This is a genomic window from Streptomyces calidiresistens (assembly GCF_014141525.1).
Taxonomy (GTDB): Bacteria; Actinomycetota; Actinomycetes; order Streptomycetales; family Streptomycetaceae; genus Streptomyces; species Streptomyces calidiresistens.
The window spans coordinates 1-11,066 of record NZ_VKHS01000094.1 but is presented as its reverse complement, the minus strand read 5'-3'; the positions used below and the strand labels follow the sequence as shown (position 1 = coordinate 11,066).

Below are 11,066 nucleotides of genomic sequence, written 5' to 3'. Positions count from 1 at the left end.
GGGGGCAGGCGGGTCCCGGGGGCCAGGGCGCCGTCGCGCACCGCGCGGACGACGGCGTGCGCGAGACCACGCGCGCCGGGGTGGTCCAGTCGCTCCTCGATGGCGGAGAGGACGGGGAACGACGGGCCGGACGGCACGGACGGCACGGACGGCACGGACGGGCGGGATGACGCGGACGGCCGGGCCGGGGCGGACTGCCCCGCACCGCGATCGGGGCCCGACGGAGCCGGGCGTCCCCGCGCGGGTGAAGCCTCCACGGCACACCTCCTCCGCGACTCCCCGGTGCCTCCCCGGTCTCCGGGGTGCCTCCGGGACCGGCCGTGCCGGTGGGTGGTGCGTCGGGCCGGCGCGGACCCCGATCGTGACACACCGGGCAACCCGGCCGGGGGCCACTCCCCGACCGACATGCGGAAACGGGCGCTCCCCGGAGCGGCACGGCCCCTCTTCCCGTACGCCCGGGGGAGGTTGATAGGTTCATGCGACGAACACGACGAGTGATCGATCGGCAACCGAATCGACACCCCGGCGCAGGGCCCGCGCGTGCCGACACGCGGCGACGCACGGACGGACGTGGGCCGCCGCAGGGCCGCCGGGGCCGACACGAAGGGGCGGGAGACATGCGCACGGGGACACGGAGGACGGGCGTCCGGCGGGGCCGCCGCACACGCGTCGCGGGGACCGCCCTGCTGGGCGTCGCCCTGCTCGCCGCCTGCTCCGGCGGCGGGGAGGACGCGGCCGGAGCAGGCGGCGACGACGCGAGCGGCGCCGAAACGGTGGTGGTGGAGGAGGAGCCGGAGGCTCCCCCGGCCTTCGCCGCGGAGCCCGCCGCGATCCTCACCGAGGAGGCGTTCACCCCACCGATGCCGGCCGCCGTCCTCGGCGACGCCGTCTTCCTCGCCGACCACACCGGTCTGACCCGCTTCGACGCCGAGGGCACGGAGACCGGCCGCGCCGAACCCGAGCACCCCGTCATCCAGGTCCCCGACACCATCCCCGAGGACTCCCTGGACCAGGCACAGGCCGGTGTGCGCTCCGTTCAGACCCCCCTCGCGGGCGAGGTGGACGGCACGCCGGTCGTCTTCTCCGGCTTCCCCGTCCAACTCCCCGCCGGCGAGGGCCTGGAGATCATCGCCGCCGACGCCGGGACCGGCGAGCGGGTCTGGAACGCCGCCTTCGTCCCGGAGGAGTGGGGCGCCGCCCCGCCCCGGGTCTCGGCCTCCACCTCGCTGCTCGGATACCACGACGACCTGCTGATCCTGCAGATCGTCAAGGACCGGATGATGAGCAGCACCTACGCGATCTCGGTGCCGGACGCGGCGGTCGCCTGGAGCGACACCGACGCGCACTTCTCCCTCGCCGTGCACGAGGACGTGATCATCGCCCGCGAGATCGTGGACGGCGGACTGATGGGCCCGCTGGCCGGCCTCTCCCCGGTCGACGGGTCGGTGGTGTGGCGCAGGGCCGACGACGAGACCAACGGCGGGGCGGGCTTCGGCCCCGTGCTGCGCGTCGGTCTGCCCGACGGCCTGAAGTCCGCGCTGGTCTCCACCGCCGACGGCTCCCTGCTCGCCACCGACGAGGACGGCCTGCCGACGGGCTCACCGCACTGCGTGCACGACCCGACCACCGACATCGTGGTGTGCGGCGCCGACTCCGGTGCCGTGGCCGTGGACGCCGACGGGGCGGTGCTGTGGAGCCTGTCCCGCGACGACGACGGATGGAGCGGCGTGCCCACCGGCACCGACGAGGGCATCGTCTTCGTCGACCGGGGCGAGGACGCGCCGCCCGTCGCCGTGAACGCCGCCGACGGCGAGGTGGTGAACGAGGACAGCGGCGTCGCCCCGGCCCTCTTCGGCTCCGGCTTCGGCGTGGTGCGGGAGGGGCCCGTCCTCACCCTGCACCCCCGCGCGGACTGACCCCACCCGGCGAACGGCCCCCGCCGCCCGCCTCTACACCGCCCCGACACCCCGGCCCGAAGTCCTCACCCGGCCGGGGCGTCGGCACGCTCCGGGAACGGGGCTACCGTGCGGCGCTGCGGGCCAGCCGATGGATTTCGGTGGCGACCGTCTCCCAGGAGCTCTCGGGCAGTTCGTGGCCGACCCCCGGCAGGAGCACCAGGCGCGAGCCCGGGATCCGGGAGGCGATCTCCCGCGCCGCACCGGGCTTGATGAGGGGGTCGTCCGCCCCGTGCAGCACCAGCGTGGGCCGGGTGATGTCGTCGATCGGCGGGCCGTGCCACCGGGCGCCGATCTGTCGGCTCTGGGCCTCCCGATCCCGCATACCGCTGTCGGGGTTGCGTTCGGCAGCCTCCCGCGCGGCCGTCTCGTCGAAGGGGCGGTTCGGCGAGGCGAGGAGACGGGAGACGGCGAGGCCGGCCGCCACCGACCCCTCCGGGGTGTCCGGGAACCTCAGACGGGCGAACTTCGCCAGGGTCCGCAGCCGGATGTGACGCACGGCCCGCAGACCGGAGGCGTCCCCCGGAACGGCGGCCACGGTGATCAGCGTTCGTACGCGGTCCGGGTGCCGGAGCGCCACCCGCTGCGCGATGGCCCCGCCGAGGGAGACGCCCATCAGGTGCGCCGACGCCCACCCCAGGGCGTCCATCACGGCTACGGCGTCGTCGGCCATGTCCTCGGCCGTGTACGCCTCGCTGCGCCCGGCCATCAGGGCGGAGAGGGGGTTGCGGGTGGCGGTCGGCGGCAGGTGGGTCGACTCCCCGCCGTCGCGCTGGTCGTATCGGGCCACCGCGAAGCCGCGCGCGGCCAGCATCCGGCACAGGCCGTCCGGGATCCACCGCCGGTTGGCACCGAGGCCGGTGGCCAGCAGCAGCGGCTCGCCGTCGGCTCCCTCGGTCAGCGAGTCGAAGGCGAGCCGCACCGGGCCGTTCTCGGCCCGGCGAACCGGGCTCCACAAGCAGGTGGGGGACGGGGACACGGGAACCTCCCAAAACTGCGATCAGTGTTCGCGGTTTCTAGGATAGGGGAAACGCCACGGGAGCGGAGGGGCAGGTGAGGCAGTGGGCGACGAACCCTCGGTCGTGTGGACACGCCCCGAACGCGGAACCCGTGGTCCGGCGGCCGCGCACAGCCGCCGGGAGTTGACCGTCGCCGCCATCCAGCTCGCCGACCGGGACGGCCTGTCGGCGGTGTCGATGCGTCGGGTGGCCGGCGCCCTCGGCACCGGTCCGGCGTCCCTGTACCGCTATGTCTCCGGCCGCGACGACCTGCTCGACCTGATGGCGGACGCGGCGACCGGGGAGATCGACCTCGACGTCCCGCTCCGCGGCGACCCCGTCGCGGACCTCGTCGCCCTGGCGAACAGGACCAGGGCCGTTCACGTGCGGCACCCCTGGCTGTCCGACATCCCGCCGGAAGCCCTCCGACTCGGCCCCCGCGGCCTGGACTACCTGGAATACGCGCTGCGGGCGCTGGCGGACGTCCGGCTACCGGGCGGAACCAAGCTGGAGATCGTCGCCCTGATGAACGCCCTGGTCGCCCAGTTCGCCCGGGTGGAACTCCGGAGCGAGGACGCGGGCTCCGACCGTCGAGCGGCACAGGCCGCCCACCTCGGCGAGACGGTCGCCCGGGGCGGGCACCCGCACCTCGCGGCCGCCATGGCCGACGCGACCGCGCCGAATCCGCCGGAGGACCCCGGGGCACTGTTCGAGCGAACGATGCACCGGGTGCTCACCGGTCTCGTCACCCTCCCGAGCCCCTGACCGGCACCCCGACCACGACCCCGGCCACCCCGGCCCTCACCCGGCCGGGGCGTCGGCGCGCTCCGGGTTCGTCCGGGCGGCGATCACGGCGGTGAGCGTCTCCCGCTCCCCGGCCGGGAGACGCCGCTCGGCAAGGAGCATCCGCAACACGATGGTGAGGCGTTCACCGTCCCCCGGGATGCGCGGATCGCCGCGCAGGGCCGGCAGCACCAGGGCGAGCGCGTCGAGGTCGGCGCGGGCGCACCAGGCTGCGACCAGGGCGTTCAGTTGTTCCTCCGCCGGGGTGTTCGCCGGCCCGGGGTCGGTCTCCCGCAGCCCCCTGGCCACGCACAACCGCAGCCAGTCGGCGTACGGCCCCGGCGGGAGGTCCGCCAGGCGATCGGCCGCCGCCGCGAAGTAGGGTCCGGCCTCCCCGGACCTGCCGAGTTCCAACAGCGCGCGGCCGATCGAGCCGTGCAGGGAGGCGTGAAAGCCGCGCACCCGGTCGTCCCCCACCCGTTCGGCCAGGCGCAGACACTCACGGTTCCAGTGCAGGGTCTCCTCCGGACCGGGTTGGTGCCGGGCGAGGTAGTGGGCGGCGACGCACGCCTCCCAGTCGTCGGAGGCGGCATCCCACGCACGCCGGAACAACTCGCGGGCCTCCTCCTCCCGCCCCTCGGCCTCGGCGGTCATGCCCTCGCCGCACAGGCGGACGACGGGGTTGTTCGGATCCATGCTTCGGCTCCCGGTGAACTCGTGGAAGGACTCGGGGTGACGGAAAGGTGGTGACGGGCACTCACCGGACGGGCCGGCCATCGCCGGGGAGGGCTACGGGCATGACCAGCGTGGTGAAGCCGCCCTGGTCGGCGGAGCGCACGACGACCGGGGAGCGCTCGTCCACCACCTCCAGCAGCACGTCCGGGCCGATCCCGGCCTCCAGCGCACGGGCGAGCACGGTGGGGTCGAAGCCGATCCGCAGCCGGCCCTCCCCGCGCCACACGGCGGGAAGATGAACGGGTTCCGCCTCTCCGGGCCCATCGACCGCCGCGACGGCGACGGTGTCGCGGCCGGGCGTCAGGACAACCCCGGGGGCGCCCTCCCGGTCGCGCAGAGCGACGAGCAGCGCCGGGCGGTCGGTGACGACGCGGTGCCGGGGCGGGCCGATCCCGTCGAGCACCATCCGGTGGTCGGGGTACTCCCCCTCGCCCACCGGCAGGCGCGTCGTCCCCGGCACGCCCCGGACGAGCACTCCGTCGCGATCGGAGGCGGGGAGCACCAGCTCCACGGTGTCGGTTCGCACCGCGCCGGTGGCCAGTTCCACCAGGGCGTCCGCCGGCACCGGGACCGCCCGCCGGGGCCCGGAGAGCCCCCGGGGGACGAGGGACCTCACCGCCAGGCGGTACCGGTCGGTGGCGACGAACCGTACCTCGCCGGCCTCACCGTTCCGATCGTCCCCGACGCCGCCCGCGCCACCGACCTCGATCAGGACGCAGCCGAGCACGGGGTGCTCACCGGTCCGCTCGACCGACGGCACCACCTGCCGCACCGACCCGGCCAGTTCGAGGCCGTCCAGCCGCACCCGCGTGGTTCCGTCGGGGTCGGGCGGGGGCCGGTCGGGGCCGACCGGTTCCGTCCCCCATCCACCGGTGCCACTGCTCCCGGGTCCCGCGCCCGTCACGGCGGCGAGCAGTTCGTCGAGCGCCGCCTCCGCGACGCGCGTCCGCTCCCGCGTCCGCCGGCGATGCCGTTCCAGGACGGCCACCGCCTCCGTGCGGGAGCCGGCCGGCACCACGGTGGCCTCCGCCAGGGGGACGCCCGCCTCGCGCAGTGTCCGCAGCGACCGACCGCGCCGTTCCTGATCGGGGGCGTAGTACCGGTAGCCGGTCAGGGGATCCACGTGCGCGGGTCGCAACACGCGGCAGTCGTCGTAGAAGCGCAGGGCGCTCGGCGTCAGCCCGACGCGGCGGGCGAAGGCACCGATCCCCAGCAGGTCCGTGTGGCCGTCCATGGTTCCGATCGTGACCCTTCGACCAACCCGAAGGTCAACCGGAGCCCGCCGGGAGTTCACGGCCAGGTCTGCTCGATCCCATCCGCCCGCACCGCGTACGCCGCCGGGCCACCTTTCTCAAGCGCCTCAAGAATGAGGGGACGACACGAATCAAAACGATCGATTATCACCGTGGACCGCAACTGCTGATTGTCGAGATAGAAGAGAACACCGGAATGTTCACGCAAGGGACCGCATTCACGATCCCTTCCTCTGATACGACCGTCTTTCGAGAGGTACCCATCCACGCCGGAGACCGAGAGAGATCCACTCCTCATCCGGCACATCCTGACCATCGTCCGCATAAACATCACCGATCCGATGGACCACCCACCCCCGGGCCCTCAACTCCTCCGAGACCCGCCGCCCGAGATTGCGGTCGAGGAAGAACTCAGGCGGCAAGACGCACCACGGCCCGGCACAACAGGTCCACCTGCTCCGGCGTCATGTCGTACTCGTATGCGATCTCCTCGACGCTCTCCCCCGCCTCCCAGAGGTCGGCCACGGCCGTCACGGGCACCCGGTTCGACTCGATCACCGGGCGCCCGTGCCCGAAGCGCGGATCGAGGATCACCGGCACCTCCGCCGGATACTGCCGAAGCCGGATCCCCGAGGGGAACTCGTCGCCCGCCTCCCAGGAGAGGTATCGCAGGTGATCCGCGACCACTTCCCGGATGGCGCCCTGCCCGTCCCGAGCCCGCCGCAGGTCCCCCAAGCCGTGCTCGATGAAGATGTCCACCCCGTCGGTGGCGATGCGCCGGGACACCAACCCGTACGGGGTGTGGAAAGCGGCTCGTACCGCCGAGGCCGCCTCGCGGATCTCGCTCATCCTCAGGCCGAGATCCCGCAATGAGCGGAGTACGTACGCCTCGGCGACACCCACGAAGGGAATCGTGGGCTGCTTGGCTCGCTCGGCCTCCACCTCGTGTACAAGGGGGGCACCGGCTGCCTCCCCCCTGAGCCAACTGTTCAGGGTCGAACACGGGATCTGAAGGTGAGAAGCGGTCTCCGACCGGGTCAGGAAAGCCTCCTCGAATCTGTCCGTCATGCCATGCCTCCTTTCGGCTTCACGAATATCACCCCCACCAGTAAAGAAGTGTGGCACACGAGACCGACACGCACGTCACCCTGCCGTGGAAATCACCTCTCCTGCTGCCGAGAATAAGGAATCAGCGTACCGAATCACACTCGAAAGAGTGACGGAAAAGACGGCCGGGCGCCCGACCGTGCCGCCGGGCGTCGACCGCCGACGCCCCGTCGCTCAGCGGGCGGCGGGCTCCTTCGTCCGGTTCCCGGGCCGGGCAGGCACGGCCCGGGGTGCCCCGCGCCCCCGGCGGGGACGGCCGCGCAGCCGGCGCGTCCGCCACGGGGTGGCCCACAGGGCGAGGACCGCCCCGGTGAGGCTCACGGCGGCCAGGGCCCAGCACCCCGCCGCCGTGTGCGGCTGCCACAGCCAGTTCCACCAGCGCACCTCCCCCGCCGCGTCCCAGCCGAGGTAGGTGAGGGGGAAGATCGTCGCCAACGGCAGGACCCACGCCCGTGACCACCCCCCGAGCAGCCGGGCGGAGACCACCGCCAGGCTCAGCCAGATCAGCTGGGCCCGCAGCAGCGAGGCCGCCGACTCCGGGGACCGGACCAGCGCCTCGCCCACCCCGACGAGGACCGCACCGGCCGACGCGAGAACGGCCAACAGCGTCAACTCCACCCGGCGTGCCCGGGGTCCGGCGCCGGCCTCCCAGTCGGCCATGGGGCTGCGCATCGGCACCGCGACCAGGATCGCGCCGGCCAACACCACGATCATCCGCAGCTGCACCGTCGAGTCCCCACCGGTCGCGACGGGCACCGGCATGGCGACCCCGCCCAGCCACACCAGGGCCGCGAGCAGTCCCGCCGCGCCGAGGGCCACGCCCGTCGGGTGACACAGCCGCAGGCGGCTCCGCAGGTCAGGCACAGCGGGTCTCCCGGATCGTCGCGAGGCGTTCCCCGGCCCAGGCCGCCTGTACCTCCTCGGGTTCGGCGACGATCGCGTGGACGGTCTTCTCGTCCACCCCCGGCGGGCCACCGTGCACGGTGGGCGGCTTCCCCCCGCCCGCGATGCGCGCGGTCAGCCAGGAGATCAGCTCCATGTCCGCCGCCCACCGTTTCTCGTCCTCGTCGAAGGTGACCGCGTCGCAGTAGGGCGGGGTGGACATCTCCTGCACCCTGATCGCCAGCGAGGTGGCGACCTCCCACATCTCGCCCTCGCGGATGTGGAAGCCCGAGCCCATCGTGGTCTCCCCCCGCAGGCCGGTCTCGTGGAAGGCGGCCGGCGAGGTGAAGAGATCGGCGGGAAGGGCTGCCACCCGCCGGCTCATCAGCTCGGCTTCCTCCAGGTACTTGCGGCTCTCCGGCCACAGGCACACCCGGGGTTCGTGTGAGGTGCACAGCGGTTCGTCGGGAACGCCGCGCTGCTGGAGGACCGGACCCGCCGTCGCGAAGCCCACCACCGACACCGCGAGGAATCCGCAGGCGGCGAGTGCCGTGGCGGGGACGCCGGGCCACCCGGGCCGCCCCGGGGTCGAGCGCAGCCGCCGCCCGACCGCCACGGCGACGAGCACCACCGCGAGCGCCAGAGCACTCCTGGCCAGCATCGGGCCGGCTGCCGTGACCACGTCGGGATAGCCGGAGACGACCATGAGGCCGAGCCCCCACTCCGCGCCCTGCGGTACGAACCCGAAGAAGGAGAAGAGGACGAACAGGACGAGCGCCGTGCCCAAGGGGGCGGCCACCAGCGAGGTGCCGGCCCTGCCCACGGCGTGCCCCACGCCGGTGCACAGCACGATCACGACGAGACCGAGCAGCACGTACCCGGGCCAGAAGAAGTGGGTTCCACCCCCGGGGAGGGTCACCGCCACGGCGGCGATCACGCCGACCCCGTAGGCCGTCACCCCGTAGGCGAGGGTGATGCCGAGGTGGACGCACTCCATCACCGGGGCGGGGCGCGCTGCGGCGTCCATCCACCCGCCGGCGTTCTCCCGGCGGCGCCGGGCCGCCGTCCACGCCGCCAGGGCCGCCATCGCCGGGCCCAGGTAGAAGGCCGGCACCTGCGCGGCCGCGCTGGTCTGCGACCAGACACCGATCCAGTGATCGGACCGACCGAAGAGCGCGAAGAGGTCGATCGCCACCAGGACGGGCCAGGCCCACCGCAGGGGCGAGTGACGCAGTTCCGCGAGGAGGATCCGCCCCGTCACGCCGTCGCCCCCGTCGCCGTCGTTCCCATCGCCCCCGGCGCCGCACCGAGGACGGCCATGTAGCCGCGCTCCAACTCGGTGTCGCCGGGGGCTTCCGGCACGGCACGCTCGGCCAGTTCCGCGGGAGTGCCCGTGAAGCGGACGCTCCCGCCGTCGAGGACGAGCACCCGCTCGCAGACGGCGGCCACGTCCTCCACGAGATGGGTGCTGAGCACGACGGCCGAGCCGTCGAGGGAACGCACCAGTTCCCGGAACTCCAGCCGTTGGGCCGGGTCCAGGCCGACGGTGGGCTCGTCCAGCAGCACCAGGGCCGGGGAGCCCACCACGGCGGCGGCGATCCCCGCCCGGCGGATCATCCCGCCGGAGAGCGTCCTCATCCGCACCCCGGACCGCTCGGCGAGACCGACCCGCCGCAGGGCGGTGCGTGTCGCCTCCGCGATCCGCGCCGAGGGCACCTCCCGGAGCCAGGCGCAGTACCGCACGAAGTCGTGGACGGAGTAGTGCCCGAAGTAACCGAAGTCCTGCGGGAGGTAGCCGATCTCCCGGCGCGCGGCCCGCGCCGTGCGCTCGGAGCGCACGTGCTCGCCGAGCACGTGCACCTCCCCCTCCAGGGGAGGGGTCACCGTGGCCAGCGTGCGCAGGAGCGTGCTCTTTCCCGCGCCGTTGGGCCCCAGGAGACCGGTGATGCCCGGCCCCAACTCCAGGTCGAGCCCGGAGATCACCGGGTCCCTGCCGTACCCCTGCGTCAGACCCGAGACCCGAACAACCGACCGCACAACCACACCCCCACGGGAAATGGGCCGTGCGCTCCCGAGGGAGCGCACGGCCCGGAAACCTCTGGAACAACGTCACCCCGGCCGGTTCACCGCCGGCCGGATCGGGACCGGTATCAGTACCGGAACGCCAGGTCGGAGGATCTGATCGACCAGGCGCACTCCAACCTGCCCCAGGGATCGACCGTGGAGCCCTTGGCGATCCGGTGCCACCCGGAGGCCCTGTTGTAGTCGATCCCACCGCAGTGGGCCTCGTTCCGGTAGTCACCGGTCACCGAGGTGTTGACGCAGTGGGCGGCCGTCCCGGTGCTGCCCCAGGTGGACCAGCAGTTGTTGAGCCGGGCACTCGAACCGGCCGCCTGCGCCGCCGGGACGGACCCGAGCAGCACGACGGCGCCGAGCAGCAACGCCGCGACACCGCCGGGGATCATGGACTTCTTCGCCATGGACCTACCTCTCCTCGGAGCAGGGTGGTGTGGCGGGAAATGTGGTGGGAAACGCAGTGGGAAACGCGATGGGAGACCTGCTGGAAAAGGAGCATCGAGGTGGGCGGGTCGAAGCCCCGGTGATCTTCCGTGGACGCGGCTCATCGTGCCCGTCACGGCGGGTGGCGACAAGCGCCATTACCGGCCGGCCCCGGCCGGGCATATGACCCGACCCGTTCACCCGGGTGGACGACGCCGGGCGGTGAGGAGAGGGGGACCCCACCCCGTCCGGACGGGGTGGGGTCCCCCGCCGTGCATCCGGATGGGTGAGACGGGAACCGGCCCGGAAACGGCCGGAATCACTCTCCGTCCACCCCCCGAACGACCGTTCCCCCTCGGTCTCCCCTCTCCCGTTCGGTCACCCGCCGAGCAGGTGGGCGTTGGCGGCGCGGACCAGGGGGGCGAGGTGCGGCAGCTCGATCACCTCGACGCCGGCGCCGCGCAGGATCTCGGCACCCTCGCAGTCCACGAAGAGCGACGGCTCGCGCCAGGCGAAGACCACCCGGGGAACGCGGGCGGCGAGGATCAGCCGGGTGCAGGACAGCGGACGGGACGCCCGCCGACTGCACGGCTCCAGCGAGCTGTACACCGTGGCCCGGGTCAGCCGCTCGTCCCCCGGCGGCAGCTTGGCGAGGGCGGCCTCCTCGGCGTGCACGCGCGGGTCGGTCTCCCGCGACCAACCGGTGGCCAACACCTCGCCGTCCTCCCCCGTGATCACCGCGCCGACCGAGAAGGCGGTGGTGGACGGCGGACACCGCCGGGCCAGCTCCACCGCCTCGCGCAGCCGGCGTTCGTCGGTTGAAGCGGTGGCGGGATGGGGGATGACGGCGGGGT

At 73.5% G+C, this 11,066-nt stretch carries 12 protein-coding genes; 2 read left to right on the top strand and 10 right to left on the bottom strand.

Going from position 1 to position 11,066, the window contains the following annotated elements; all coding sequences use genetic code 11:
- Window positions 1-617: 617 nt before the first annotated feature.
- Window positions 618-1,916 (top strand): outer membrane protein assembly factor BamB family protein, encoded by a 1,299-nt coding sequence (locus tag FOE67_RS06670; protein ID WP_182661433.1) that lies wholly within the window; start codon window positions 618-620, stop codon window positions 1,914-1,916.
- Window positions 1,917-2,019: 103 nt separating this feature from the next.
- Here FOE67_RS06670 and FOE67_RS06665 read toward each other — a convergent pair whose 3' ends face one another.
- Window positions 2,020-2,934, bottom strand: a complete 915-nt coding sequence (locus tag FOE67_RS06665) for an alpha/beta fold hydrolase (RefSeq protein WP_182661431.1) — start codon at window positions 2,932-2,934, stop codon at window positions 2,020-2,022.
- Between the two features lie 82 nt (window positions 2,935-3,016).
- Here FOE67_RS06665 and FOE67_RS06660 point away from each other — a divergent pair, with 82 nt between their 5' ends.
- Window positions 3,017-3,718 (top strand): TetR/AcrR family transcriptional regulator, encoded by a 702-nt coding sequence (locus FOE67_RS06660; protein ID WP_182661429.1) that lies wholly within the window; start codon window positions 3,017-3,019, stop codon window positions 3,716-3,718.
- A gap of 36 nt (window positions 3,719-3,754) precedes the next feature.
- Here the strand turns inward: FOE67_RS06660 and FOE67_RS06655 are convergent, their stop codons facing one another.
- The 9 genes from FOE67_RS06655 to FOE67_RS06615 all read right to left on the bottom strand — a co-directional run.
- Window positions 3,755-4,432, bottom strand: coding sequence for a hypothetical protein (locus FOE67_RS06655; RefSeq protein WP_182661427.1), 678 nt, complete (start codon window positions 4,430-4,432; stop codon window positions 3,755-3,757).
- A 61-nt stretch (window positions 4,433-4,493) separates the two neighbouring features.
- On the bottom strand, window positions 4,494-5,705 hold the full coding sequence (locus FOE67_RS06650) for a MerR family transcriptional regulator (protein WP_182661425.1): 1,212 nt from the start codon (window positions 5,703-5,705) through the stop codon (window positions 4,494-4,496).
- 237 nt (window positions 5,706-5,942) lie between these two features.
- Window positions 5,943-6,092: a PIN-like domain-containing protein gene (locus FOE67_RS28980; protein WP_267133307.1), complete on the bottom strand. Its 150-nt coding sequence runs from the start codon at window positions 6,090-6,092 to the stop codon at window positions 5,943-5,945.
- Window positions 6,093-6,135: 43 nt separating this feature from the next.
- Window positions 6,136-6,792: a DUF433 domain-containing protein gene (locus tag FOE67_RS06640; RefSeq protein WP_143617526.1), complete on the bottom strand. Its 657-nt coding sequence runs from the start codon at window positions 6,790-6,792 to the stop codon at window positions 6,136-6,138.
- A 213-nt stretch (window positions 6,793-7,005) separates the two neighbouring features.
- On the bottom strand, window positions 7,006-7,695 hold the full coding sequence (locus FOE67_RS06635) for a hypothetical protein (RefSeq protein WP_182661423.1): 690 nt from the start codon (window positions 7,693-7,695) through the stop codon (window positions 7,006-7,008).
- A complete protein-coding gene (locus FOE67_RS06630; RefSeq protein WP_182661421.1) occupies window positions 7,688-8,974 on the bottom strand; it encodes a hypothetical protein in 1,287 nt (428 codons plus the stop codon). The genes FOE67_RS06635 and FOE67_RS06630 overlap by 8 nt, the downstream gene beginning before the upstream one ends.
- The gene (locus tag FOE67_RS06625) at window positions 8,971-9,756 is read right to left on the bottom strand and encodes an ABC transporter ATP-binding protein (protein ID WP_438874191.1); all 786 of its coding nucleotides are present in this window, start codon (window positions 9,754-9,756) and stop codon (window positions 8,971-8,973) included. The genes FOE67_RS06630 and FOE67_RS06625 overlap by 4 nt, the downstream gene beginning before the upstream one ends.
- A gap of 107 nt (window positions 9,757-9,863) precedes the next feature.
- Entirely contained in the window at window positions 9,864-10,193 is a 330-nt protein-coding gene (locus FOE67_RS06620) for a hypothetical protein (protein WP_182661419.1), read from the bottom strand.
- Between the two features lie 397 nt (window positions 10,194-10,590).
- Window positions 10,591-11,066 (bottom strand): cytidine/deoxycytidylate deaminase family protein (locus FOE67_RS06615; protein ID WP_228473621.1); only part of this gene is annotated, 476 nt, incomplete at its 5' end.